The organism is Umezawaea sp. Da 62-37, assembly GCF_032460545.1.
GTDB lineage: Bacteria > Actinomycetota > Actinomycetes > Mycobacteriales > Pseudonocardiaceae > Umezawaea.
Map to the genome: position 1 here is coordinate 4,875,262 of NZ_CP135965.1, position 25,195 is coordinate 4,900,456.

General features: G+C 70.8%; 20 protein-coding genes. 2 read left to right on the plus strand and 18 right to left on the minus strand.

The genetic code is table 11. The annotated features are described in order from the left end of the window. Window positions 1–211 precede the first annotated feature (211 nt). Genes tsaE through glmS form a run of 5 tightly spaced genes read right to left on the minus strand, consistent with a single transcriptional unit; the run spans window position 212 to window position 6,241 of the window. Window positions 212–691: a tRNA (adenosine(37)-N6)-threonylcarbamoyltransferase complex ATPase subunit type 1 TsaE gene (tsaE, locus tag RM788_RS21930; protein WP_315933599.1), complete on the minus strand. Its 480-nt coding sequence runs from the start codon at window positions 689–691 to the stop codon at window positions 212–214. Then, window positions 673–1,779 carry an alpha/beta fold hydrolase gene (locus RM788_RS21935; protein ID WP_315933600.1) on the minus strand — a complete coding sequence of 369 codons (1,107 nt, stop codon included), beginning with the start codon at window positions 1,777–1,779 and terminating at the stop codon, window positions 673–675. Before RM788_RS21935 ends, tsaE begins: the two co-directional genes overlap by 19 nt. After that, the gene (gene alr, locus RM788_RS21940; protein ID WP_315933602.1) at window positions 1,776–2,912 is read right to left on the minus strand and encodes an alanine racemase; all 1,137 of its coding nucleotides are present in this window, start codon (window positions 2,910–2,912) and stop codon (window positions 1,776–1,778) included. Before alr ends, RM788_RS21935 begins: the two co-directional genes overlap by 4 nt. An 8-nt stretch (window positions 2,913–2,920) precedes the next feature. Next, the gene (locus RM788_RS21945; protein WP_315933603.1) at window positions 2,921–4,324 is read right to left on the minus strand and encodes an NAD(P)H-hydrate dehydratase; all 1,404 of its coding nucleotides are present in this window, start codon (window positions 4,322–4,324) and stop codon (window positions 2,921–2,923) included. Between the two features lie 54 nt (window positions 4,325–4,378). Further along, window positions 4,379–6,241, minus strand: coding sequence for a glutamine--fructose-6-phosphate transaminase (isomerizing) (glmS, locus tag RM788_RS21950; protein WP_315933604.1), 1,863 nt, complete (start codon window positions 6,239–6,241; stop codon window positions 4,379–4,381). A 144-nt stretch (window positions 6,242–6,385) separates the two neighbouring features. Between glmS and RM788_RS21955 the strand changes: the two genes are divergently transcribed. Next, entirely contained in the window at window positions 6,386–7,207 is an 822-nt protein-coding gene (locus RM788_RS21955; RefSeq protein ID WP_315933605.1) for a dienelactone hydrolase family protein, read from the plus strand. A gap of 64 nt (window positions 7,208–7,271) precedes the next feature. Continuing rightward, window positions 7,272–7,982 carry a hypothetical protein gene (locus RM788_RS21960; RefSeq protein WP_315933606.1) on the plus strand — a complete coding sequence of 237 codons (711 nt, stop codon included), beginning with the start codon at window positions 7,272–7,274 and terminating at the stop codon, window positions 7,980–7,982. Between the two features lie 51 nt (window positions 7,983–8,033). On the opposite strand, the gene RM788_RS21965 is transcribed toward RM788_RS21960, so the two are convergent. From RM788_RS21965 to eccCa, 13 genes are all read right to left on the minus strand, one after another. After that, a complete protein-coding gene (locus RM788_RS21965) occupies window positions 8,034–8,543 on the minus strand; it encodes a hypothetical protein (RefSeq protein WP_315933608.1) in 510 nt (169 codons plus the stop codon). Next, window positions 8,540–11,314: a hypothetical protein gene (locus tag RM788_RS21970; RefSeq protein WP_315933609.1), complete on the minus strand. Its 2,775-nt coding sequence runs from the start codon at window positions 11,312–11,314 to the stop codon at window positions 8,540–8,542. The genes RM788_RS21965 and RM788_RS21970 overlap by 4 nt, the downstream gene beginning before the upstream one ends. Beyond that, on the minus strand, window positions 11,314–11,622 hold the full coding sequence (locus RM788_RS21975; protein ID WP_315933610.1) for a type VII secretion target: 309 nt from the start codon (window positions 11,620–11,622) through the stop codon (window positions 11,314–11,316). Before RM788_RS21975 ends, RM788_RS21970 begins: the two co-directional genes overlap by 1 nt. 147 nt (window positions 11,623–11,769) lie before the next feature. Beyond that, window positions 11,770–11,967: a hypothetical protein gene (locus RM788_RS21980; RefSeq protein ID WP_315933611.1), complete on the minus strand. Its 198-nt coding sequence runs from the start codon at window positions 11,965–11,967 to the stop codon at window positions 11,770–11,772. Window positions 11,968–11,988: 21 nt separating this feature from the next. After that, the gene (gene glmM / locus RM788_RS21985) at window positions 11,989–13,323 is read right to left on the minus strand and encodes a phosphoglucosamine mutase (protein ID WP_315933613.1); all 1,335 of its coding nucleotides are present in this window, start codon (window positions 13,321–13,323) and stop codon (window positions 11,989–11,991) included. 113 nt (window positions 13,324–13,436) lie between these two features. After that, window positions 13,437–13,886, minus strand: a complete 450-nt coding sequence (rpsI, locus tag RM788_RS21990) for a 30S ribosomal protein S9 (RefSeq protein ID WP_315934709.1) — start codon at window positions 13,884–13,886, stop codon at window positions 13,437–13,439. 212 nt (window positions 13,887–14,098) lie between these two features. Continuing rightward, on the minus strand, window positions 14,099–14,542 hold the full coding sequence (gene rplM, locus RM788_RS21995; RefSeq protein WP_315933614.1) for a 50S ribosomal protein L13: 444 nt from the start codon (window positions 14,540–14,542) through the stop codon (window positions 14,099–14,101). A gap of 266 nt (window positions 14,543–14,808) precedes the next feature. Beyond that, a complete protein-coding gene (locus RM788_RS22000) occupies window positions 14,809–15,093 on the minus strand; it encodes a WXG100 family type VII secretion target (RefSeq protein WP_315933616.1) in 285 nt (94 codons plus the stop codon). 63 nt (window positions 15,094–15,156) lie between these two features. Next, a complete protein-coding gene (locus tag RM788_RS22005; RefSeq protein WP_315933617.1) occupies window positions 15,157–15,465 on the minus strand; it encodes a WXG100 family type VII secretion target in 309 nt (102 codons plus the stop codon). 152 nt (window positions 15,466–15,617) lie between these two features. Beyond that, on the minus strand, window positions 15,618–16,028 hold the full coding sequence (locus tag RM788_RS22010; protein ID WP_315933619.1) for a hypothetical protein: 411 nt from the start codon (window positions 16,026–16,028) through the stop codon (window positions 15,618–15,620). A gap of 14 nt (window positions 16,029–16,042) precedes the next feature. Beyond that, entirely contained in the window at window positions 16,043–17,827 is a 1,785-nt protein-coding gene (locus tag RM788_RS22015) for a type VII secretion-associated protein (RefSeq protein WP_315933620.1), read from the minus strand. Window positions 17,828–17,880: 53 nt separating this feature from the next. Then, window positions 17,881–20,610 carry an AfsR/SARP family transcriptional regulator gene (locus RM788_RS22020; protein WP_315933622.1) on the minus strand — a complete coding sequence of 910 codons (2,730 nt, stop codon included), beginning with the start codon at window positions 20,608–20,610 and terminating at the stop codon, window positions 17,881–17,883. Window positions 20,611–20,986: 376 nt separating this feature from the next. Beyond that, entirely contained in the window at window positions 20,987–24,985 is a 3,999-nt protein-coding gene (gene eccCa / locus RM788_RS22025) for a type VII secretion protein EccCa (RefSeq protein WP_315933623.1), read from the minus strand. Window positions 24,986–25,195 lie beyond the last annotated feature (210 nt).

The window sequence follows — 25,195 nt, forward strand, 5'->3', positions numbered from 1 at the left end:
TTGGGGCCCCTTTTTTGGGCTTTGTCGGCGTAAAAGGGCAGGTGGTATAGATGCCCGCCGACCAATTATAAGCCCAAAAACCCCAAGTCAAATCGACCACGCTTGGGCGCTTTCCCTTGCGTACCAGCGGGTCTGGGTTGCTTTCCGGGGTTCAGGCCGGTGGTCGGCGGTTCAGGCCGGTGGTCGGCGGTTCAGGCCGGTGGTCGGCGGTTCAGGCTTGGAGTGGTAGGTCTCGGTCCACCCAGGATCCGTGCGGCTCCAAGTGGGCGATTCGGACGTCGTCGTCGCGCCGTTCCAAGCGGATGAGGAGGTGGTCTTCGGACAGCCGTTCGGCCAGTCCTTCGCCCCATTCGACGGCGACCACGGCGTCGACCAGGTCGGTGTCCAGGTCCAGGTCGTCCAGTTCGGCGAACTCGCCGCCCAGGCGGTAGGCGTCCACGTGGACCAGGGACACCCCTCGCTCACCGGCCTCATGTACGCGGGCGATCACGAAGGTCGGGGAGCTGACCCGGCCGGTGACCCCGAGGCCGTCCGCGAGGCCGCGGACGAACGCGGTTTTCCCGGCGCCCAGTGGGCCTGCGAGCAGCAGCAGGTCGCCGCCGCGCAGGACCTTGCCCAGCCGTCGTCCGAAGTCCTCGGTGTCCTCCACCTTCGGAAGTTCCACCGTCGTGTTCACGCTCGTCGCCACCATCGTCGTCGACTTCCATCCTGCTCGGCGGCGGACCGCCGAATCAATCCGATCAGGTGCCCGGTGACCAGACCGGGCTGTTCCAACATCACCATGTGGCCCGCGCCGGACGCCCGGACGAGTTCGCCGTCCGGCATCTCCTCGGCCATCCGCTCGGCGTGCGAGAACGGCGTCAGCCGGTCCGCGTCGCCGCTGATCACCAGCACCTCGCAGTGCCGGAGACCCGCCAGCGCCCGGTAGCGGTTGTGGGTTCCCAGGGTCTCCAGGAACTCCGTCAGCACCTTCACCGAGGTCTGGTTGATCATCTTTTCCATCAGGTCCACCAACAGGGGGCTGACCTTGTGGTCGCCGAAGGCGAACAGCCTGATGCCGCCCCAGGTGACCTTGTCCGCCCGCCGCCGCGCCCACTCGACGAAGCCGGGCTGGATGCCCGCCAGGCGGCCGACGCCCAGAGTGAAGGGGTTGTACCGGGACAGCACGGACTTCGACAGCCCGGCGCCGCCGACCGCCCCCGCGGCCGTGCCCACGAGGGCGACGCCGCGCACGCGGTCGGCGAACAGCTCGGGCCGCGACTCGGCGAGGGCCATGATCGTCATGCCGCCCATGGAGTGGCCGACGAGCACGAGGGGGCCGTCGGGCACGACGGCGCGGAGGACGGCGTCGAGGTCGTGGGCCAGTTGCTCGATGGTGCTGCCCTCGGGCGTCGAGCGGCCCGAGCGGCCGTGGCTGCGCTGGTCGTAGAGGACCTGGCGGACCGGCGGGTCCTCCAGCTTCGCGAGGTCGCGGCGCTGGAAGTGCCAGCAGCGCCGGTCGAGGGCGAAGCCGTGCACGAGGACGACGGTCAGCTCCGGGTCCGCGCCGTTCTCCGGCAGGACCTCCTCCACGGACAGCGGCACGCCGTCGTCCGCCGCCACCGTGGACTCGTGGTCGGGCCGGAGTTCGCCGAGCGGTTCGCCCACCAGCGGGTCGCCGGTCTTGCGGCGCTCCTCCGACAGCTTCTTGCGGTGCGCGGCGGCGCCGACCGCGGCACCGGTCGCGGCCGCGCCGAGGACGCCGCCCGCCCAGCCGACGGTCCTCCACAGGGTGCTCATGTCTCGACCAGCTCGGGGAGCCCCGCGTACGTGCGGCGCAGGCGCGGCCGGTGCATCCCGGTGACGATCTCGTAGTCGATGGTGCCGATGGTGTCGGCCCACTCGCGCGCGGTCGGCTCGCCGCGGTCGCCGGGACCGAAGAGCACGACCTCGTCGCCCTCCTCGACCGGCAGGTCACCGCAGTCGACCATGATCTGGTCCATGCAGACCCGGCCGACCACGGGCAGGCGCCTGCCGTGCAGGAGCACCTCCATCCGGCCGGAGAGGCTGCGCGGCACGCCGTCGGCGTACCCGGCGGGGACCAGCGCGATCGTGGTGTCGACCGGGGTCGTCCAGGTCAGGCCGTACGACACGGACTCGCCCGCGGGGACGCGCTTGGTCAGCGCGACCCCGGCGCGGAACGTCATCACCGGGCGCAGGTCGAGCGGGACGTGGACCGGGTTCAGGCCGTACGCGGCGATGCCGGGGCGCACGAGGTCGAAGTGCAGGTCGGGGCGGGTGATCAGGGCCGCCGAGTTGGCGAGGTGCCGCAACGGCCGCAGGCCGGCCGCGAGGGACTGCCGGTAGGCGACGTCGAAGCGCTCGGCCTGGAGGCTGATCGACGGGTGGCCGATCTCGTCGGCGCACGCCAGGTGCGACCAGATCGCGACGACCTCGACGGCCGGGGTGCCGGCGGCCTCCGCGACCAGTTCGGGCCACAGCGCGGGCTGGCAGCCGTTGCGGGTCAGCCCGGTGTCGATCTTGAGGTGCACGCGGGCGCGCCTGCCGACCGCGCGGGCGGCCTCGGCGACGACGCGCAGCATTCGGGTGGAGGCGACCGAGATGTCCACGTCGGCGGCCACCCCGGCGGCGAAGTCCTCGCCGGGCAGGTCCAGCCACGACAGCACGCGCGCGGTGATGCCCGCCTCGCGCAGCGCCAGCGCCTCGGCCAGCGAGCACGCGCCGAGCCACGTGGCGCCCGCGGTGAGGGCCGCGCGCCCCATGTCGACGGCGCCGTGGCCGTAGCCGTCCGCCTTGACCACGACCATCGTCGCCGCGCCCGTGCGGTCCGCGAGACCGGCCAGCACGGCGACGTTGCGGCGGAAGGCCGCGAGGTCGACGACGACCTCGGCGCGGGGTGTGGAGGCAACCATGGCGCCAATCATGGTGTCACAGCCCGCACGGACCGAATCGCGTCCGGAATGGCGGCCATCAGGGACGACGCCGGGATCGGCGCGCCGTTCGCGGCCAGTTCGCCCGCCAGCGCGTGCACGTGGGCGGCGCAGGCCGCGGCGAGCAGCGGGTACACCCCCGCCGCGAGCAGCGAGCCGATCACGCCGGACAGCACGTCGCCGGACCCGGCCGTGGCGGGCCACGCGGACCGGGAGCGGTTGACCGCCACCGCCCCGCCGGGGTCGGCGACGATCGTGGTGTTGCCCTTGAGCAGCACGACGGCGTTGAAGCGCGCGGCGGCCCGCCTGGCGGCGGCCGCGCGGTCGTCGCCGACCTCCTCGCCCATCAGCCGGGCGTACTCGCGGTCGTGCGGCGTGAGCACCACCACGCCGTCGGGGTCGCGGGCGTCCCACAGGTCCGGGTTGTTGGCGAACATCGTGATCGCGTCGGCGTCCGCGCACACCGGCACACCGGCGTCGAGCACGTGCTTGAGCACGTTCTCCGCGCTCAGGCCGGTCCCGAGGCCGGGCCCGACGGACCAGGCCTGCACCCGGCCGGCGTCGGTGATCGAGCCGGTGCAGATGGACTCGGGCCAGCGGGCGCGCACGGCGTCGGCGGCCTGCCCGGCGTAGCGGACCATGCCCGAGGTGGCCAGCACCGCGGCGCCGGTGGCCAGCACGGCCGCGCCGGGGTAGGTCGCCGAACCGGCGGCGATCCCCGTGACGCCCTGGGTGTACTTGTCGTCGCCGACGCCGGGCACCGGCCAGGCGAACGCGACGTCCTCGCGCTCCAGCTCCAGCAGGTCCGGGCCGGACAGCTCGGGCCGCAGGCCGAACTCGACCAGCCGCACGTCACCGCAGTCGGCCAGGGCGTGCACCGGCTTGAGGCAGCCGAACGTGACGGTGGTGCGCGCCTCCACGAACGGCCCGCCGGTGACGCCGGTGTCGGGGTCGACGCCGCTGGGCAGGTCGACCGCGAGGAACGGCGCCGTCACGCCCGCGACGTGCTCGGCCGCCTCCGGCCGCAGCGGACCGCGCGCGGACAGGCCCACGATGCCGTCGACGGCCAGGTCGATCTCCGGGAGCTTGTCCACGACCCGCCCACCGGCACGGCGGAACGCGGCCAGCCCCTCGGCGTGCGCGCGCTCCGGGTCCAGCAGCACGGCCCACACGGCGACACCCCGGCGGCGCAGGAAGTACCCGGCCCACAGCGCGTCACCGCCGTTGTTGCCCGCGCCGACCAGCAGACCCACCCGCCTGCGGCCCGCCAGCAGCTCCAGGGCGACCGTGGCCACCCCGAAGGCGGCGCGGCGCATGAGCGCGCCCTCCGGGGTCCTGGCCAGCAGCCGCGCCTCGGCCGCCTTCACGTGTTCGGTGTTCCACAGACCGCGCATGCCCGCATACCTTGCCACCCCGTGGCCCTGCGACACGTGATGTGCGGCACCGCCCTACTCGACCGTGACGGACTTCGCGAGGTTGCGGGGCTTGTCGACGTCGTAGCCGCGGCTGCGGGCGATCTCGGCGGCGAGGATCTGCAACGGCACCGTCGAGATGAGCGGCTGGAGCAGCGTCGGCACGGCCGGGATCTCGATCAGGTGGTCGGCGAACGGCCGGACCGTCTCGTCGCCCTCCTCGGCGATCACGATCGTGCGGGCGCCGCGGGCCTGGATCTCGCTGATGTTGGACACCATCTTCGAGTGCAGCACCGCGCGGCCCTTCGGCGACGGCATGACGACGACGACCGGCAGGCCCTCCTCGATCAGCGCGATCGGACCGTGCTTGAGCTCACCCGCGGCGAAGCCCTCGGCGTGCATGTACGCCAGTTCCTTCAGCTTCAGCGCGCCCTCGAGCGCCACCGGGTAGCCGACGTGGCGGCCGAGGAACAGCACCGCCTTGGAGTCGGCCAGCTCACGGCCCAGCGCGCGGACCTGCTCGGTCGTGCCGAGGACCCGCGCGACGGCGTCGGGCATGGCCTCCAGCTCGCGGAACTCGCGGGCGACCTCGTCCGGGTACTTGGTGCCGCGGGCCTGCGCCAGGGCCAACCCGACCAGGTAGTTCGCCGCGATCTGGGCGAGGAACGCCTTGGTCGAGGCGACCCCGATCTCGGGCCCGGCGTGCGTGTAGAGCACGGCGTCGGACTCGCGCGGGATCTGCGCGCCGTTGGTGTTGCACACCGCCAGCACGCGGGCCTTCTGCTCGCGGGCGTGCCGGACGGCCTCCAGCGTGTCCGCGGTCTCACCGGACTGGGAGACGGCGACGACGAGCGTGTCGCGGTCGAGCACCGGGTCGCGGTAGCGGAACTCGCTGGCCAGCTCGACCTCCACGGGGAGCCGGGTCCAGTGCTCGATGGCGTACTTGGCGATCAGGCCGGAGTGGTAGGCCGAGCCGCAGGCCACGACGATCACCTTGTCGACGTCGCGCAGGTCCTGGTCGGACAGCCGCTGCTCGTCGAGGATGATCCGGCCGCCCGCGAAGTGCCCGCGCAGGGTGTTCGCGAGTGCGTCCGGCTGCTCCTCGATCTCCTTGAGCATGAAGTACTCGTGGCCGCCCTTCTCGGCGGCCGACAGGTCCCAGTCCACGGTGAACGGCTTCGCGGTGGCGGGCTCGCCGTGGAAGTCGGTGACCTCGTAGCCGTCGGCGGTGATCACGACGACCTGGTCCTGTCCCAGCTCGACGGCCTGCCGGGTGTGCTCGATGAACGCGGACACGTCGGAGGCGACGAAGTGCTCGCCCTCGCCGACGCCGACCACCAGCGGCGAGGAGCGGCGGGCGGCGACGACCTGGTCCGGCACGTCGGCGTGCGTCACGACCAGCGTGAACGCGCCCTCCAGGCGGCGGACCACGGCGCGGACGCTCCCGGTCAGGTCACCGGCGGTCTCGCCCTCGTTGTAGGCGCGGGCGACCAGGTGGGCGGCGGTCTCGGAGTCGGTGTCGCTGGCCATCTCGACGCCGAAGCCCTCGAGCTCCGTGCGCAGCGCGATGAAGTTCTCGATGATGCCGTTGTGCACGACGGCCACCCGGCCGGTCGCGTCCCGGTGCGGGTGCGAGTTCCGGTCGACCGGAGCGCCGTGCGTGGCCCAGCGGGTGTGGCCCATGCCGGCGGTGCCGGTGAACGCCCCCCTGCCGACCTCGTCCAGCCGTGCCTCCAGGTTGGCCAGCCGCCCGGCCTTGCGCTCGACGGTCAGACCGCCCGCGCCGTCGAGCACGGCGACGCCCGCCGAGTCGTACCCCCGGTACTCCATCCGCCTCAGCCCGTCGAGCACGACGTCCAGAGCTGACCGGTGACCCACGTATCCCACGATTCCGCACACTCGAACAGAGTAGCTAGACCACGGCCGTAACCCGAAAGTGTCAGCGGTCGGGATTTGCGCAGGTCACACCCACATTTGGTGTAGACCAATGTCGAGGTGTGGCGCGAGTCTCCGGGAACGCGCCGATCGACTACGGTTCCAGGGGTGAGCGGCTACTCGGCGAAGCAGGCGTTGGACCAGCTCAGCAAGCCCGGCAGGCACGAGGTGATGCGGGGCGACCTGGCTCTCGTCGGGCTGCCCGGAGAGGTGTTCACCCCCGCATCCGGGCTCGGGCTGCCCGCCGTGGCGTTCGGCCACGGCTGGCTCCAGCCCGTCGGCCGCTACCTCGGCCTGCTGCGCCACCTCGCCTCGTGGGGTTTCGTCGCGGCCGCGCCGAACACCCAGCGCGGCCCGCTGCTGTCCGCCCGGCTGCACGCCGCGAACCTCAGCACGACCCTCGACGTCTGCGCGGGCGTCCGGCTCGGCGACGGCGGCATCAGCGTCGACCCGGCGAAGCTCGCGGTCGCGGGCCACTCGCTGGGCGGTGGCGCCGCCGTGCTGGCCGCGGCCGACGACGAGCGGATCCGGGCCGTGATCACGCTGGCGGCGACCGAGACCCGGCCGTCCGCCCTGGACGCCGCGCGCCGCGTCACCGCGCCGGGGCTGCACCTGGCCGCGGGCGAGGACCGGATCGCGCCGCCGGTCGGCCACAGCGAGGCCATCGCGGAGGCGTGGCTCGGCCCGGTGCAGGTGCGGACGCTGCCCAAGGTCGGCCACCTCGGGTTCGCCGAGGGCAGGCACTGGAGCGAACTCCTGCTGGACGGCAAGGGCGAGCGTGCCGCGAACAGGTTGGCGAAGGCGTTCACGACGGCCTTCCTGCTCCGCGCCCTGACCGACGACAAGCGCTACGACGCGTTGCTGGACAACGACGTCAAGGGCGCGGTGCTGTCCTACCAGCGCGGCGCGCTGGCCCGCGCCCGGCACTGACCGACCGGGTGGACCCGCGCCAACACGGCACGCGCGGGCCGGACGACCGGCTACCGTCGAGCGCGTGATGCCAGGACAGCAGCAACCGGGGTGGCAGCCCCAGCAACAACAGCAGCCGCCCGCCCCGCCTCGTGGCGGGAACATGGCGTTCGTCGTGATCGCGGCGATCGGCGCGGCCGGGGTCGGGATCTTCTGGGGCGTGCTCGGCCTGATCGGAGTGCTGCACGAGAACGAGCCGGACACCGCGCCGGAGCTGGTCGACGTGATGATGCGGCAGACCGGCGGCGACCCGGACACGCTGTCGCTGCTCGCGAACCTCCAGGAGTGGACCCGTTTCCTGCCGTTCGCGGTCTTCCTGGCGGGTGCGGTCCTGCTGCTCGCGCGCAAGGTCGCGGGCGTGCTCGTGGTCGGCCTCGCGGCACTGCTCGCCGTCGCGCCGCTCGTGCTGAACGTGGTGTACCTGAACTACTGGGGCTTCACCGGGGTGGGCGTCGACGGGGTGCAGGTGACCGCCCTCCTGCTCGGCGTGGTCGTCGCGATCCTGGCGGTGCTGCCACCGACGATCGGCGCGCTGCGCGGAACCCCTCCCCAGCAGGGGTACGGGCAGCCGGGCTTCGCGCAACCGGGAACGGGGTACGGGCCGCCCGCGCCGGGTTACGGCCCGCCGCAGCCCGGATACGGCCCGCCGCAAGGACAGGGTCCGCCGCCCGGCTACGGGCCGGGGCCGACCGGCCAGGGCCCGCCCCCGCAGGGGTACGGACCGCCGCGCCAGTGATGTGACGAGGGCCTCCCCGCCGTGACGGGGAGGCCCTTCGCGTTCACCGGCTCAGGTGAGGTAGCTCTCGTTGCCGAAGTCGTCGTCGTCATCGGCCACCCGACGGCGCGGCGGTGGCTGGCGGACCGGCGGGAGCGGCCGGACCGGTGCCTGCGCCACGGGTTCGGTCGCGGGCACGGGCTCGCGACCCCAGCGGCCCGGACCCGCGGACGGCGCGGCCTGGAGGAACGAACCCTCCTCGGTCTGGGACGCGCGGGCGATCCGGGCGCGCTCCAGCGCGGCCATCTCGTCCGCCAGCTCGTCCGGCCCGGCCTCGTCCTCGACCATGAAGTTGAGTTCGCTGTCCGGCTTCTTGACCGCGCTCTCGCGCTGGGCCTTCGCCATCTCGCGCAGGCGTTCGACGACGCGCTTCTGCTTGTCGACGAAGTCCTTGTGGCTCTCGGCGGTCGCCTTGTCGGTCTCGGCGAGCTTGCGGGTGGCCAGTTCCATCCGCGCCGAGTGCTCCGACGTGATCCCCGCGAGCTTGCGCTTGACGCTTTCCAGCGACTCGAATCCGGTCATCTCGCGTTGTCCTCCCCGAGCACGCCCTGCAGCCGACCGAGGCCCGCCTCGTCGTCGAACAGCGAACCCGTGGTGCGCCACTGGCTCGCGCCGCGCTCCGAGTCGCCGCCGCCCTGCTGCCCTCCGCCGGGCTGGCCGCCGCCCATCATCCCGCCGCCCATCATGCCGCCCGCGGGCTGCATCGCCTGGCCCTGACCCGCGCCGCCGTCGCCGATGGACGGCAGCGTGGCCGAACCCGGCTCGCCGGCCTGCGCCGCCGTGGTGTCGGCGAGGCTCGCGTCACCGCTCGGCGTCGGCGGGCCCCACATGGGGTCCGGAGCCGTGCCGGTCGGCGGGACCTGCGGGCCGATCATGGAGTCCGCGCGGTCGAAACCGCTGTCCCCCAACGCCGACGCGCCCGAGGTGGACGTGGTGCCACCGCCGTCGCCCGACGGGAACCCGCCGGACAGCGGCTCGGTGAACCCGACCGCGGGCGTCGGCTGCGCGAACCCCGGCTCGGTGAAGCCCGGCTCGCTGAAGCTCTGCGCGAACGCGGGATCGGTGAAGCCGCCGCTGAAGCCCTGGCCGTACTCCTGGGCGGGGGCCGGTTCCACGAAGCCCTGGCCGCCCTGCTCGCCGAAGCTCTGCTCCCCGAAGCCCTGACCGCCGAACTCGCGCTCGAACGCGGGTTCACCGGAACTCTGGCCGCCGCCGAACTCGCGCTCGAAGACGCGGTCGCCCGCGCTCTGGCCGCCGTCCTGCCCGAACGCCGGATCGGTGAAGCCGCCCGCCCCGCTGTCGAACGCGGGCATCGTGCTGAAGTCCGGCCGGGACTGGCCGTCACCGGACTTGTCGGCACCGGACTTGTCGGTGCCGGGGTCAGACGAGTCGTCGTCGTCACCGAACTCGAGGCCGTACTGCTGCGGCTCACCCGTGCCGTCGTCGACCGAGATGTTCACCTCACCGGTCAGCGGGTCGATCTCGGTCGTGATGGTGAGGCCGTCGATCTCGATCACGGCCTTGCCGTCTGCGCCCGCCTCGATCGGCGTCGCGCCACCGGCCGTCGGGGCGCTGCCCGGCGTGGTGCCCGCGGCACCGGCGGCGCCCTGGCCGGACAGGGCCTGGGAGATCGCCGCCGCGCCGTTCGCGCCCATCAGCGCCTTGGCCGCCTCGGGGTTCTTGCTGAAGTCGAGGTCGTAGGTCTTCGGCGGCGAGTTCGGCGTGTCGACGGTGATCTTCACGTGGCCGCGCGAGTCCGGCTCCGTGACCTTGATCTCGTTGGCACCGCTGGTGATCGTGACGCTCTCGGGCTTCTTCTCCTCGCCCTTGCCGTCGCCACCGCCACCACCGCCGCTGCCCGCCTGGTCGTCGGGCTTGCCGTCGCCGTTCGCGTCGTCCGGCTTGCCGTCGCCGTTCTTGTCGAGCGGGTTCTCCGGCTTCGGCATCTCCGGGATGGACGGCATGCTGCCCGACGGCGGGGTCGACCCGCTGCCGGTTCCGGTGCTGCCGGTCCCGGTGCTACCCGTGCCCGTGCTGCCCGTGCCGGTGCTGCCGGTCCCCGTGCTCCCGGTGCCGGTGCTGCTCGTCCCGGTGCTGCCGTCGTGGTCGGTCGCGGGCGGGGTGTCCTGCTTCGGCGGCGCGTCCTGCTTCGGCGGGTCGAACGGCTTGGTGTTGAAGGCGTCGACCTGCTTGCCGACCTCTTCCCACGCCTTGTCGACCGACTCCTTGGTGCTCTTGCAGATCGCGTCGAACTGCTCGTACTTGCCGTCGACGTCGGGCTTGAAGGTCCCCTTGAGCCACTTCATGGACTCCTTGCGGACCTGCTCCTTCCACACGTCGCCGTCGCACGCGCCGTCGTCGATCGTGAACTTCACGAACCCGGCGACCCGCCGCAGCAGCGCCTCGTCCTCGGAGAACACCCCGTCGACGACCTGCTTGATCTGGTCGGGGCTCAGGCCCGCGATGTCGTTGACGTTCTGGACGCCCTCGAGGATGGTCCTGGCCTTGGTGTTCACCAGACCGGACACGGTGTGGCACGCGGCCCTGGTGACCTCGGCGATGTGGTCGATGGCCTCGGCGTGGGTGGCGGCCCGGCCGGACATGTCGGTGACGAACTTCCGCGACGCGTCGGCGGCGTCGCCGTCCCAACCGGACCAGAGCTTGCTCATCGACTTCTCGGCGTCGCCCTGGCGGTCGCGGGAGTCCTGCGCCACCTGGTGCAGCTCGACGATGTCGATGTCGATCTTGTGGAAGTCGATGTCGCGCTGCTCGTCGTAGCGCCGGTGCATGTTGTCGACCGACGTGTCGACCTTGCCTCCGTCGATGACGGACAGCGCCGACTGGTACACCGGCAGGAAGTTCTCGAAGTACTTCAGGCCCGGCTTGCCCGCGTCGAGCAGCTGGTTCGAGTTCGCGACACCGGCACCGCCGTCGGACGCCCGCTGGGCGGAGCCGTCCAGCACGTCCTGCCCGGCCTTCTTGTCCTTCTCGTGCTGGGCGTTGCGCGCGTCACCCTCGTCCGCGGCCTTCTTGCCCTTGTCGTAGGCGCTGTTCAGCCGGTCTTCCGAGCTGTCCGCCCACGGCATCGCGTCCTTGGTCGCCTGCCACTGGCCGTCGCCCCACGAGATGTCGTAGTCGTCGAGGTACTCCTCGAGCTCGTCGTTGTGCGTGCCGGTGATGTCGTCCTTGGCGTCGTTCGTGTAGTACGCGAGCAGGAGGGCCTTCTTGTCCTCCGTGGACACCGCGGGGTTGTCGACGACCTTCTTCACGTCTTCCCAGGACGGAGCAGCCATCACTTGCCCCCGGTGTTGGCGAGGTTCTGCGCGTTCGCCGTGTCGGTCCAGTCGTACCCGTTGGCGGAGTTGCGGAGCTTGTCGGAGAGGCCCTTCAACGCGGCGGAGTGGGCCGAGACCGCCTCGACGACCTTCGGCAGCCCGGCGAGGTAGCGCGATCCGCCCGCGGTGTGCGCTCGACCGAAGTCGGCTGCCGTCACCGCGCTGGACGCGACCTTCGCCTTGTACTCCTCGACATCGGACGCGATCCCCTGGATGGTGGTCGCCGACGACATCATTTCACCCGCGTTGGCCTGGTAACCCGCCATGTGCTCCTGCCTCCCCTTCGTCCCCGGTGAGACGCGGCCATGTCGCTCCGGGTTCCGCCCAAGACTCCCAGCCCAACAGCCGTGTCGAGGCCGGTTGGGACAGTCGGTTGCCTTAGTAAACAGCCACCGGACACCGACCGCAGCGGGTCACCACTGGCGCGGGGGCTGCTGCGGGGGCTGCGGCCCCTGGGGAGGCGGGGGCTGCGGGTAGCCGTGCTGCTGGGGCGGGTAGCCCTGGTTCGGCGGGAACTGCTGCTGCCGTTGGGGCTTCGCCTTCAGGATCGCGAACGCGACACCGCCGCCGACGAGCGCGCCGACGACGAACCCCAGGACCAGATTGACCATGCCCCACCCCAGCTTCGGAAATCAGTGCACCGAGGAAACCACATCGGCGAGCCTGCGCGCGGCGGACTCGGCGACCTCGTGGCTCGTCGCCTCGACCATCACGCGAACGAGCTGCTCGGTGCCCGACGGGCGCAGCAGCACGCGGCCGGAGTCGCCCAGCTCGGTGGCGACCGCCGCCACCGCCTCGCTCACCGCCGCGTCCTTCGCCACGAGCGCCTTGTCGGACACCCGGACGTTGATCAGGACCTGCGGCAGCCTGCTCATCACCGCGGCCAGCTCGCCCAGCGGCTTGCCGGTCTCAGCCATGCGGGCCATCAGCCGCAACGCGGTCAGCAGGCCGTCACCGGTGGTGGCGTGCGCGGGGAGCACGACGTGGCCGGACTGCTCGCCGCCGAGGGCGAACCCGCCCGCGCGCAGCTCCTCCAGCACGTACCGGTCGCCCACCCCCGTGGTGCGCAGCGCGATGCCCTGCTCGCGCATGGCGATGTGCAGGCCGAGGTTGCTCATCACGGTCGCGACCAGCGTGTTGTCGGTCAGCTCGCCCGCGTCGCGCATGGCGACGGCGATGACGGCCATGATCTGGTCGCCGTCCACCTCGTTGCCCCGGGCGTCGACCGCGAGGCACCGGTCGGCGTCGCCGTCGTGCGCGATGCCCAGGTCGGCGCCGTGTTCGAGGACCGCGGCGCGCACCACGTCGAGGTGCGTCGAGCCGCAGTTGTCGTTGATGTTCAGGCCGTCCGGCGCCGAGTTGATCTCGACCACCTCGGCGCCCGCGCGGCGGTAGGCGTCCGGCGCGGCGATCGAGGCGGCGCCGTTCGCGCAGTCCACGACCACCTTGACGCCTTCGAGGCGGTGCGGGGTGATCTTGAGGAGGTGCTCCACGTACTGGCCCTCGGCGTCCTCGACGTCGCGGACCCGACCGATGGCCGCGCCCGTGGGGCGGCCGTCGTGGGTGAGCATCTTCTCCTCGATCTCGTCCTCGACCGAGTCCGGGAGCTTGTGGCCGCCCGCGGCGAACAACTTGATGCCGTTGTCCGGCATGGCGTTGTGCGAGGCGGAGATCATCACGCCGACGTCGGCGCCGAGGGCGGCGACCAGGAACGCCACGGCGGGCGTGGGCAGCACGCCGACGCGCAGCACGTCCGCGCCCGCGGAACTCAGGCCCGCGACGACCGCGGCCTCCAGCATCTCGCCGCTGGCCCGCGGATCACGACCGACCAGCGCCACCGGCCGGTGCGTCCGGTCGTGTTCGGCGAGCACCCGTGCCGCGGCGGCTGCCACGGACAGCGCCAGTTCGGGGGTGAGGTCCGCATTGGCGAGACCGCGTACTCCGTCGGTGCCGAACAGGCGAGCCATGATCCGAGGATCCTCCGTGATCAACCGCACAGCGAAAAGGGCCGGAAAGCACTGCGGGAGCAGCAGTTCGGTGAAGAACTGGCTGCTCCCGCAGGGTAAAGCTGGAAGTCCGATCAGCGCTTGCTGTACTGGGGCGCCTTGCGGGCCTTCTTCAGACCGTACTTCTTGCGCTCCTTGACCCGCGGGTCACGAGTGAGGAAGCCGGCCTTCTTGAGGACCGGGCGGTCCTCGATGTCGATCGCGATCAGCGCACGCGCGATGGCGAGGCGGAGCGCACCGGCCTGGCCGGTGGTGCCGCCGCCGCGCAGCGAGCCGAGCACGTCGAACGTCTCGGGCTTCTCCGTGGTGACCAGGGGCTCGCGGATGAGCTGCTGGTGCACCTTGTTGGGGAAGTACTGCTCGAGGGTCTTGCCGTTCAGCGTGAACTTGCCGGTGCCGGGCACCAGGCGGACGCGAACGATGGCCTCCTTGCGCCGACCGACGGTCTGCGCGAGGTGGTGGGCACCGTTGAGCGAGTGCTTCGCCACGGGAGCGGCCTCGACCTCGGCCTCATCGGCGTCGATCTCGGTGGTGTCGGCCTCGACGGCCTCGACCTCGTCCTCGGTGGTGTCGGCGTCGGCGTCGGCGTCGGTGGCGTCAGCCTCGACGGCGTCGTCCTCGGTGGCCTCGACCTCGGTGGTGTCGGCCTCAACGGCATCGACGGCGTCGGTGTCGACGGCCTCGACTTCGGTCTCAGGGGTGGTCACAGTGACTTCCTCGGTGTGCTCGTCGCCGGTCACTGGGCGATCTTGGTGATCTCGAAAGGCTGCGGCTGCTGCGCTTCATGCGGGTGCGTCGGGCCGCTGTAGACCTTCAGCTTGCTGCCGATGACGCTGCCGAGGCGGTTCTTGGGCAGCATGCCCTTGATCGCCTTCTCGACGAGCCGGTCGGCGCGCGTGTCAAGCACCTCGCCGAAGGACTGCTTGCGCAGACCACCGGGGTGACCGCTGTGGCGGTACACGAACTCCTGGTCCCGCTTGTTGCCGGTGAGGGCGACCTTGTCAGCATTGATGATGACGACGAAGTCGCCTGTGTCGACATGCGGGGCGAAAGTCGGCTTGTGCTTGCCGCGCAGCAGCGTCGCGGCCTGGGTGGCGAGCCGACCGAGCACCACGTCCTGGGCGTCGATCACATGCCAGGCGCGGGTCACCTCGCCGGCCTTCGGGCTGTACGTGCGCACGGATCTACCTCGTCGTCACTTGCGTCTGGTGGACATTGCGGCGGCTGCTCCAGGCCGGATTGCCCCTCGAGAACGAGCTGGGCAAGTGGACCAGAACACACGCGGCGCGCAATGTCGCACCGGATACCGCACAACAACGTAGGAAGATACCGGTTGGGTCGTGGCCGGGTCAAAACGGCCCCCGCCAACCGGTAGGTCGGAACATGCGCGGGCCCCGGAACCGGAAGGTCCCAGGGCCCGCGTGGTCACGCTGCGTGACTGAAGATCTAGCCCCAGCGCGAGGTGTTCTGCTGCTCGCCCTGCTGGAAGGACTCGTTCGCGGCGCGGACGGCGGTGCCGATCTGCGCGAGCACCTGCTGGAGGTCCTCGGCGGACGTGTCCCACTTGGACTGCGAGGCCTGGTACGCGCTACCGCCGGAGCCCTCCCACTGGGCGATGGCGGGCGCGAGGCGGCTCTTCAGGTTCTCCAGCGTGCTCTGGAGGGTGGAGGCCTGCGAAGCGATGTCGCCCGCGAGCCCTTCGAGTGCGCCGAAGTCAACCTTGATGTCCATGAAATTCCCCAAGTCCTATTCAGAAAAAGCCGAAGGAGGTGAAACAGGCGGAACGGCGACCACTCAGCCGAGGCGCGAGGTGATGGAGCTCATCTGCTGCGACTGCTCTTCCTGCTGCTGCAGGTACAGGTTCGCGCTGCCGGTGACCTGCTCGGCGATTTCCTTCAGGGCCTCGTTCAGCTTCTTGGCGTCCTCGTCGAAGCGCTGGTTCAGCACCGTGAACGCGTCCCTGGCCGCACCGGACCACATGCCGTTGATGCCGTCGATGATGCCGTTCAGGCTGCGGAGAATGCCGTCGATCTCCTCGCCGGTGCTGACGATGTCCTGACCCGCGGTCAGGAGCTCCTGGCTGCCAGTTGCGAATAGTGCCATTGGGAAAAGCCCCCTTGTTAGATGGGATCGGGCCGCACGATCTCAGCCTGTACTGCCCCTACGACGGACACAGTGCCATGCCGGTTCCGTCTTGTCGCGCCTTCGCCGGAAACAGTTGCTCTAGTGAACGGCGCCGGACGGAGTCGCCGCGGTCAGTAGAGGATTTGCCCTTGCGAAAAGTCCTCGTCATCGTCGCCCGCACGGGGAAGTTGACCCCTCGGACCGGCTACCGGACGCGAACCCGGAGTGGTCCGCGTCTCCGCATTTGCTTTTGCGTCGATAGGCATTTCCGTCTCAGCCGGTCCCGCGGGCGGAGCGGGTTCGGGCAGCCGCTCGACGGGCAGGCCGCGCTCCTCGCGGAACCCGTTCGCCGCCTTCCGGAGGTCCGGGGAGGTGGTGTCCCGCCCGGACGCGGACCGCGTCGCCTTCAGCCCCTCTGCCAGGTCACGGCTGCGGTCGCGGGCCTCCGCGTTGCGCGCCCCGGCGGCCGCGGCGGCCCGCCGACCCCTGGTGACGGCCGCCGACAGGTCCGCGCGGAACCTGGCGAACGCTTCCGAGGTCATGCCGACCCTCCTGGTCAACTCGTGACGGTCAAGGTCCGGACGACCTGCTCGCAGGCGGATCGCACCCGCTGCTCCCCCGCCTGCGTGAACTGGCAGCCGACGCTGACCTGCGCACCACCCTTGAGCAGCACGTACCAGTCGATCGTCAGGCCTTCGGGTCGTTCCCGGTAGTACACGACATCCTTACCGGCGTAGCTCGTCGACGGGGTGAAATCGGAAAGGTCCTTCGCCACGTCGTACTCCGCGCGCAGTTCCCGCACGGCCCGGTCGCGGTCCGCGGAGGCGTCGTAGGTGAGCGGTTGTTCCTGCACCGCGATGAGGTCTTTGGTGGAATCCGCGCCCGCCGGTCTGACCTGCACCTTGCGGGTCGTCGGATCGCCTCCGCTCTGCTCCCAGTCGACCGGAGAGGAGAAGCTGTAGTCGTACACCGAGATCTGCTTGCCGGATTCCTGGGTTTTCGGCGCGCTCGATTGCGCGGTATTCGTGTCGCGATTCGACGAGATCGCATAAGCGACCGAAGCGCCGATCACCGCGACCAGCAGAACGGCCCCGCCGACCAGAAGCGGAACGTGGGACCTCTTCTTCACCGGGGGCGTCACGGGAAATTGCGGAGGCCTGGAGAATCCCGGCGCGGGCGTCGCCGGAAAAGCGGACCGATAGGTCTCGGGGGCCCCGATCTTCCTGGTGATCTTGCGGGTGCCCTCCTCCGCCGGGACGGCCTTCGGCGGAGCGGCCTGCTCGATCGCGACGGCCCGCAGCGCGCCACGGGCGACCACGGTCTCGGGCTGGTCGATGCTCGTGGGCACGACCCCGGACTGCTCCATGACGAGCCGCGCGACCATCGGGATCCGGCTGGACCCGCCGACCAGGAAGATGCCCGTGAGCTGCCGCGGGTTCAACCCGGTGTTGCGCACCGCGCCCAGCACCAGCGCCACGGCGCGGTTGAGCGGCGCGCTGATGAGCCGCTCCAGGTCACTGCGGGTGACGTGGGCGTCCCGGAACGGCGGAGGCATCGGCACGTCGGTGTAGGCGTGCCGCGACAGCGTCTCCTTGGCGCCCCGCACGTCCTGGCGGAGCATCCGCCGACGGCGCCGGTCGACCATCCCCTGCCCCTCGACGAGCTGCCGCCAGGCGTCCCGGTCGGGCGGCGGCACCTGCGAGCCGAGGTGCTCCAGGAGCAGCTGGTCGACGTCCGCGCCGCCGAAGCTCGGATCGCCCTTGGTCGCCAGCACCCGGAAGGCGCCGCCCTGGCGGCTGATGACCGTGGCGTCCACCGTGCCCGCGCCGAGGTCGAGCACCGCAAGCGTGGCGCCCTCGGCCATCGCGTGGCCCGCCGAGTGGAACACCGCCGCCGCCACCGGCTCGGGCACCAGTCTGATCTCGTTCGCCAGCTTGTTCGCCGCCTGGAGCAGGACGCGGGTCCGGATGGCGCCCCAGTCGGCCGGGTGCGTGAGCACGAGCAGGTCGACCGGCATCCCCCCGGCGACCCGCCGCGCCTCGTTCACGGCCCTCGTGAGGACCGCGCGCACCACGTCCGGCACCCGCAGCACGCTCGTCCCCAGCAGCAACTCACCCTCGTCGATGCGCCGCTTCGGGTTCGGCTCGTACCGGGAGGGGTCGACCGCGGCCTGCCGCTCGGCCTCGTGGCCGACGAACAGCGTGCCGTCCTGGGCGGCGAACACGGCCGACGGCACCAGCGGCTGGCCGTCGATCACGACGACCTGCGGCTCCCGCCCGTGCACCGACAGCGCGACGCAGGTGCTGGACGTGCCGAAGTCGACCGCCACGTGCAAACTCATACCCATCCCCTCGTCGGGCCGATCTACGGCCACGACCGCACGGGCACAGCCAATCACGCCCTGTCGGGCGCCGCGACGAGCTTGGCCCTCAACTCGTGGGCCTCCGGCACGCCCAATTCGGCGAAGACGTCCAGCGCCCGCCTCCGGTAGGCGTCCGCGCCCGTGTGGTCACCGCCGCCCTCCGCGACGTCGCCGAGCCTGGACAAGGTAACCGCCTGGTTGTAGCGGTCACCGGACGACCGGCTGAGTTCCAAAGCCTCCAGCAGCACGCCGCACGCCTCGTCCCACCTTCCCATCCCGGAGTAGAGGGCACCGAGCCCAGTCAGGTTGATCGCCGCCGAGTAGGAGTCGTCGACCCCGCGGTTGATCCGCAGCGCCTCTTCCAGGTAGGCCTCCGCGCGTTCGTGCTCCCCCAGCTTGCTGTGGACCGTCGCCAGGGTGTCCAGCAGTATTCGTTCTCCGACCCGCCCCTCCGTCTTCGCGCACACCTCCAGAGCGGCGTGCAGGAACTCGACGGCCTCCTGGTCACGGCCGAGTGCGCTGTAGGCCATGCCCAGGTTGTTGAGGGATTTGCGTTCCCACTTGAGGTTCCCGGACTCCCTGGCGTCGGCCAGAGCCGCCGTCGAGTAGGCGATCGATTCCTGGAGGCGCCCCAGGCGTCCGTTCGAAACGGCCAGGTCCAGCAGGACACCCGGTCGATTCCTGTACGGGTCTTCGACATCTTCGAGGAATTCGAGGACGGTTTCACTCAAGGCAACCGCCTGATCCCACCGCGATGTCGAGTCCAAGTAGTACCAGATCGCCTCCTGGAGCATTCCGACGTACTCGGAGAGTTGCTCCGACATCGCCGACCGCAGTGAAGAGATGATGTTCCCGTACTCTTCCTCGTACCACTTCATGGCTTCGCCACGAGAGGCGAAGGCCATCACGACGACCTCGTCCGGCGGCGATTCCTGAAGTTCGATCCCGGTGGGCGACATCATTTTCCGCGCCGCTTGGGCGGAGTGGACGTAGTGGCTGAGGACGCGCTTCAGCACCAGTCGACGTCGTGCGTCGGCCTCCACCGACCCGACCAGTTCGGCGGCGTAGACGCGAAGCAGGTCGTGGTAGTGGAAGCGGTCGGTTTCGGGGTTCAGCAGCAGGTTCACCCGCACCAGGTCCGCCACCACCTTCGCCGCGGCATCGAGGGGGATGGCCGCGGCGCTCGCGACCACCGGCACGGTGAAGCTCGCGCCGGGGTGCACGGCGAGCAACCGGAACACGACGGCGGACGCCTCGGCCAGATTCTTGTAAGACCACGAGAAGACGCCGCGCACGCTCGTCGCGAGATCACCGGTCTCCAGGAAATCCAGCCGACCGCGCTCCGAGGAAAGACCATCGGCCAGAGCGGCCAGCGTCGATCGCGGATTCATGAGTGCGCGTGCGGCCACAATCGAGAGGGCCAGCGGCAAACCACCGCACAGCAGAACGATCCGCCGTACGGCTTCCGGTTCGGCAGTGACCCTCACCGCGCCGATCCGGCGCGCGAGCAGCGAGCGGGAATCGTCGTCCGCGAGCACGTCGAGCGCGATCAGGGTCGCGTCCTCGGTCACGATCAGGCCTTCCAGCCTGCTTCGACTGGTGACCAATGTGAAACACGAAGGACTTCCCGGCAACAACGGCCTGACCTGTTCGGCGTCCCGCGCGTTGTCCAGCACGACGAGTACCCGCCTGTTCGCGAGAAGACTCCGGTAGAGCGATGTCCGGGCGTCCCGTTCGTTCGGAATGGACTTGGGATCCGCGACCAGCGCTCCCAGGAAACCGCGCAGTGCGTCGTCCACCGCGAGCGGTTCCCGCCGCGAGTCGAATCCCCGCAGGTTGACGTAGAGCTGCCCGTCGGGGAAGCGGTCCTTCACCCGGTTCGCCCAGAAGACCGCCAGCGCGGTCTTCCCGACGCCACCGGCCCCGTTCACGGCGGACACGATCACCGGGGTGTCACCCTCGACGGCGTCGAGCAGATCCGCGAGCCGCTCCACCTCTTCGGAACGCCCGACGAAGTGGGCGGACCTCGGCGGCAGCTGTCGCGGTGTCGGTGCCACCACGGACCTGTACCCGGCGAGGTCGGGATCCGAACGGAGCACCCTGGCGTTCAGGTCGCGCAGCGTGGGTCCGGGGTCCACCCCCAGTTCCTCCGCCAGCAGCGCGCTCACCGACCGGTAGGCGGCCAGGGCCTCGGCCTGCTGGTCGGAGCGGTGCAGGGCGAGCATCAGCTGGGCCCAGAAGCGTTCGCGCAGCGGGTGGCGGCGGGTCAGGGTGTGGAGTTCGGCCACGAGGCCGGGGAGCCTGCCCGCGTCCAGGTCCGCCTCGATGCGGCGTTCCAGCACCTCCAGCCGTTCGTCGGCCAGTGCGGTGACCTCATCGCGGTGCAGGGAGTCCGAGGCGACGTTGGACAGGGGTGAGCCGCGCCACAGGGCCAGGGCGTCGGCGAATCGGCCGTCGTCCACGAGGGACCGGAAGCGGTGCAGGTCGAGTGCGCCGGGGGCGATGTCGGCGAGGTAGCCGTCGGTGGCCGTGCGCACGCAGTTCGCCTCGCCCAGCGAACGCCGGAGGCGGGTGACCACCATGTGCAGCGTCGACTTCGCCCGTGCCGGGTTCGGCGGCGAGCCGTCCCACAGCCGGTCGACCAGGACGTCGACGGGGACGACCTCGCCCGCGCGGAGCAGCAGGGTCGCGAGCAGCGTTCGCGCGCGGCCCGCGGGGATCGCGACCGGGGTGCCGTCGAGCAGCACCTCCAGGGGTCCCAAGACCCCGAACCCGATCCACACCCGCGTCTCCCCCTGCTCCCCGCCGCCCAGCCTATGGCATGCGCGCGGAGTGTGAGCGTTGTGTGAGCGACGCCGGGCAGAGTGGTCGGTGTTCACCACGGCGAGGCCGCCACCAGCGGAAACGGTAGGTGACCAGTGGTGGCGCGGCCGGTGTTCGGGAGCCCCGAGGGGGGTGGTTCCCGGATGCCGGGAAAGTCGCGGTGAACGTGCTGGGGGGAACGCCCCCCGGTCCCGGCCGGTGCTCCCCCACCGGCCGGGGCCGGGGGTCCCGCGCTTGGCCGACCCCCGACCGGCCAGGACGACGAGGGCCCGCGACATGTGCGTCGCGGGCCCTCGTCGGTGTGCTCCGGTCGTGCTACTCCGGGTCGACCCAGGAGAACTGCATGCGCTGCTGGCCGTTCTTGCGGGTGACCAGCGTTCCTCGGCCCGGCGGCTGCGGAGACGGCTTCAGGTTGCCGACGAGGTTGCCCTCCTCCTTGCTACCGCTGCCGATCATGAACGGCGACGCGATCTCCTTCAGCTTGCCGATGATCGGGTCGAACATCGCGCGGGACGCGCCACCCATGCGGCGCACGACGATGACGTGCAGACCGACGTCCTTCGCCTGCGGGATGAACTCCGCCAACGGCTGCAACGGGTTCTGGCCGCCCTGCGGTGCGACGAGGTCGTAGTCGTCGACGACGATGAACAGCTCAGGGCCCTTCCACCAGGACCGGTTGCGCAGCTGGTCCTGGGTGACGTCGGGGCCGGGCAGGCGGCCGAGCATCGAGCCCCGGACGTCCTTGATCATGTCGTTCAGCTGGGCCGAGGACACCGCGTAGCTGAGCAGGTGGTCGGTATCGATGAACCCGAGCATCGTGCGGCGGTAGTCGACGAGCAGGATCAGCGCCTCGTTCGACGTGTAGTGCGTCATGATGCCGCGCACGATCGCGCGGAGCATGCCGGTCTTGCCGGACTCGCCGTCGGCCAGCGACATGAAGTGCGGGTCGTTGTCGAAGTCCAGGTAGACCGGGGCCAGCTCGTCCTCGTCCACGCCGATCGGGACCATGTGGCCGCGGTTCGGGCGGAGCTGCTCGACCTGGGCCATGAACTGGTTGTACGGCAACAGGTCCGGCAGCAGGCGGACGGCGGGCGCGTGCGGCCCGCGCCAGGACTGGGTGACCTTGGTGATCAGGTCCCCGATGCCCGCCGCGACGTTCGTCGGGTCCGACGAGGCGTCGATGCGCGGCAGCGCGGTGAGGAAGTGCAGCTTCTGCGGGGAAAGTCCGCGTCCGGGCCTGCCGGGCGGGATGTTGACCGCGACCTTGCGGTCCACATCGGACTCCGACGGGTCGCCGAGGCGCAGTTCGAACCTCGTGCCCAGCAGGTCCTTCATGGCGGGCCGGATCTCCGCCCACCGGTTGGCGGCGATGACGACGTGCACGCCGTAGGACAGGCCCTGCGCGGCGAGCGCCTGCACCTGCGGTTCGAGCGTCTCGAACTCCTGCCGGAAGTTCATCCAGCCGTCGACGACCAGGAACGCGTCGCCGAACAGGTCGTCGTTGATCTCGCCGCGGCGCTTGCGGTTGCGGAACTCGACCATCGAGTCGATGCCCTGCGCGCGGAACCGGCGCTCGCGCTCGGAGATGATGCCCGCGAGTTCCGCGATCATGCGGCGGGCCTTGTCCACGTCGAGCCTGCTGGCGAAGCCGCCGACGTGCGGCATCCGCTCCAGCGCGGCGAGCGTGCCACCACCGAGGTCGAGGCAGTAGAACTGCACCTCCTGCGGGGTGTGCGTCAACGCCATCGACGCGATCAGCGTGCGCAGCATCATCGACTTGCCCGACTGCGGGCCGCCGACGATCGCGCCGTGACCGGCGGCGCCGGAGAAGTCCGCCCAGAGCAGGTCGCGGCGCTGTTCGAACGGCTTGTCCACGACGCCGATCGCGACCTGGAGCTTGCCGTTGGTGACGAAGCCGGGCGCGGTCAGACCGCGGTCCTCGGTGGCCTGCAACGGCGGCAGCATCGTGTCCAGCGACGGCGGCTCGTTCAGCGGGGGCAGCCACACCTCGTGCGCGGGAGGACCCTGGCCGACGAGCTTGTTGACGATGACCTCGAGCTGGCTCGGCTCGTTGCTGTCCTCCTTCTTCTCCTCCACGACCTGGACCGGCTTCACCGGTTCCTTGGGGATCTCGATGTAGTCGGGCACGAAGTAGCGCGGCCGCTTGTCGCCGCTGACCGCGGAGGAGGGCCCCGCGACCTGCATGCCCGCGGGCCGGTACGGGCCGGACACGTAGAGCGACTTGAACCGGACCAGCGGCGAACCCTGGATGCCCAGGTAGCCGGAACCGGGGATGGGCGGCAGCTCGTAGGCGTCCGGCACGCCGATCGCGGCGCGCGACTCGGCGGCGGAGAACGTCTTCAGGCCGATCCGGTAGGACAGGAACGTGTCGAGGCCGCGCAGCTTGCCCTCTTCGAGGCGCTGCGAGGCGAGGAGCATGTGGATCTGCAGCGAGCGGCCGACCCGGCCGATCTGGAGGAAGATGTCGATGAAGTCCGGCTTGGCCGTCAGCATCTCGGAGAACTCGTCGATGCAGATGAACAGCGCGGGCAGCGGGTCGAGGTCGGCGCCGTTCTCACGGGCCTTCTCGTAGTCCCAGACGTTCTTGTAGTTGCCCTTCGCCAGCACCTCCTGGCGGCGGGACACCTCGCCCGCGATGGCGTCCTTCATGCGGTCGACCAGCGTCAGGTCGCCCGCGAGGTTGGTGATCGTCGCGGCGACGTGCGGCGCCTTGTCCAGACCGAGGAACGTGGCGCCACCCTTGAAGTCGACCAGGATCATGTTGAGCGAGGTCGACGAGTGCGTGGCCAGCATGCCCAGCACCAGCGTGCGGAGGAACTCCGACTTGCCGGAACCGGTCGCGCCGATGCACAGGCCGTGCGGGCCCATGCCCTCCATGGCCGATTCCTTGATGTCCAGCTCGACCTGCTGACCGAACTCGCCGATGCCGAACGGCACCCGGTAGCGGTCGCGCACCGGCCGGGGCCGCCACGCCTGCTGCACGTCGAAGGTCATCGGGTCGCCGGGGATGGAGAGGAACTCCAGCAGCGGCGGGTTGTTGCTCATCGACAGCGGGTCCTCCTCGCTGCCACCGGTGTCGACGCCGCCGACCCGGTAGGGCGAGAGGCGGCGGGCCAGCGCCTCGGCCTCGACGAGGCTCAGCCAGTCCGGGCGGCCGAACCACTCGACGCCGCTGGCGCTGCGGGCGCCGAGCTTGTCGTCCTCGATCACCAGGCGCAGGCCGCGGCGCGCGGTCAGGTTGCCCAGCGACTCCGACAGGTCGAGCAGCGTCACGCCGACGAGGCCCTCTTCGAGCAGGATCTGCTCTTCGCGGGTCACGTCGCCGTCGTCGATCACGATCACGATGTGCGGCTGGTCGGCGGGCGGCGGGGCGTTGCGGGTGAACCGCTGCCGCTCGCGGAGCTGCTCGTCGAGCATCTGCTCGACCTCGGCCAGCGAGCCGGCCATCATCCGCATCTGGCCGATGCCGTCCACGATCGCCGGGTGCTGGACGTGCGGCAGCCACTTCGCCCATTCCCACTGGGACTTGGTGCGGCCGGTGGTGACCACGGCGATCAGCAGGTCGTCCGGGCAGTGGAACGTGGCGAGCTGGGCGAGCAGCGCCCTGGCCAGTCCGCGCTTGATCTCGGTGTCGCCGATCAGGCCGACCGCGGCGAACCCGCGCAGCGCGATCGAGATCGGCAGCTCGGGCACGAGCGAGTGGGCGCGCACGAAGCGGCGCAGCGCCAGCGTCGCGATCGGTTCGAGCTCCTCGACGGGGCCGGTCTGCGGCGGCACCAGCCTGGTCGCGAGCCGCTGCGAGCCGCGGCCCGCGCGCAGGTGGCAGAAATCAGGGTCGTTCTGCCTGCGTTCCCACATCCGGCGGGTGGTGGCGAGCGACCACAGCATCTGCGGGTCGGGGTGGACCCACTCGCGCTCCGCGCGCTGCTCGTCGGCGGCCTCGCGGGCGCGGTCCCGCATCTGACCGAGGTACCGCAGGTAGTCCTTGCGGTCCTCGTTCATCTCGGCCTTCTTCTGGCCCTTGCCGCCACCCATGCCGCCGGCCATCATGCCGACGGTCGAGATCATCATCATGCCCGGCATGATCATGGCGGCGGGCGCCCGCGAGCCGGTGCTGAACATCAGCACCATCATCCCGACGGACGACGCGATCATGACGACGGGCAGCGCCTTCATCATGACGTTGCCGGGAATCACCCTCGGCACCTCGGGCGGTGGTTCGAGGTGGACTTCCCCGCCGGGTGGCCGTGGAGCAGCAAGGCGTGGCGTTCGCTTGAACTGCAGCGTGCTCACCTAACAGGCACCTCTTCAAGTCGTTGTCGAACAACCCTCGGCGCATTCCCGCTCCGCGTTGCGGGCGCGCGCGACCGGCACTTCACCGACACTATGGCGCACCCGCGGGCGGAGTGGACTCGGGTCGACGTAAAAAGGCCGAACGACCCGTTCCCCGGAACCGCCGGTGCGCACCGGAGCGGTACGGCCATACTAGGGTCCCCGCCAAGC

Bases quoted from the DNA above. Each gene is read 5' to 3' on its own strand.
- RM788_RS21965 (WP_315933608.1), bottom strand. From the start codon at position 8,543: ATGACCGGATTCGAGTCGCTGGAAAGCGTCAAGCGCAAGCTCGCGGGG.
- RM788_RS22015 (WP_315933620.1), bottom strand. From the start codon at position 17,827: ATGAGTTTGCACGTGGCGGTCGACTTCGGCACGTCCAGCACCTGCGTC.
- RM788_RS21945 (WP_315933603.1), bottom strand. From the start codon at position 4,324: ATGCGCGGTCTGTGGAACACCGAACACGTGAAGGCGGCCGAGGCGCGG.
- RM788_RS22010 (WP_315933619.1), bottom strand. From the start codon at position 16,028: ATGACCTCGGAAGCGTTCGCCAGGTTCCGCGCGGACCTGTCGGCGGCC.
- RM788_RS21980 (WP_315933611.1), bottom strand. From the start codon at position 11,967: ATGGTCAATCTGGTCCTGGGGTTCGTCGTCGGCGCGCTCGTCGGCGGC.
- RM788_RS21935 (WP_315933600.1), bottom strand. From the start codon at position 1,779: ATGAGCACCCTGTGGAGGACCGTCGGCTGGGCGGGCGGCGTCCTCGGC.
- RM788_RS22000 (WP_315933616.1), bottom strand. From the start codon at position 15,093: ATGGACATCAAGGTTGACTTCGGCGCACTCGAAGGGCTCGCGGGCGAC.
- tsaE (WP_315933599.1), bottom strand. From the start codon at position 691: ATGGTGGCGACGAGCGTGAACACGACGGTGGAACTTCCGAAGGTGGAG.
- RM788_RS22005 (WP_315933617.1), bottom strand. From the start codon at position 15,465: ATGGCACTATTCGCAACTGGCAGCCAGGAGCTCCTGACCGCGGGTCAG.
- glmM (WP_315933613.1), bottom strand. From the start codon at position 13,323: ATGGCTCGCCTGTTCGGCACCGACGGAGTACGCGGTCTCGCCAATGCG.
- RM788_RS21975 (WP_315933610.1), bottom strand. From the start codon at position 11,622: ATGGCGGGTTACCAGGCCAACGCGGGTGAAATGATGTCGTCGGCGACC.
- alr (WP_315933602.1), bottom strand. From the start codon at position 2,912: ATGGTTGCCTCCACACCCCGCGCCGAGGTCGTCGTCGACCTCGCGGCC.
- RM788_RS21970 (WP_315933609.1), bottom strand. From the start codon at position 11,314: ATGGCTGCTCCGTCCTGGGAAGACGTGAAGAAGGTCGTCGACAACCCC.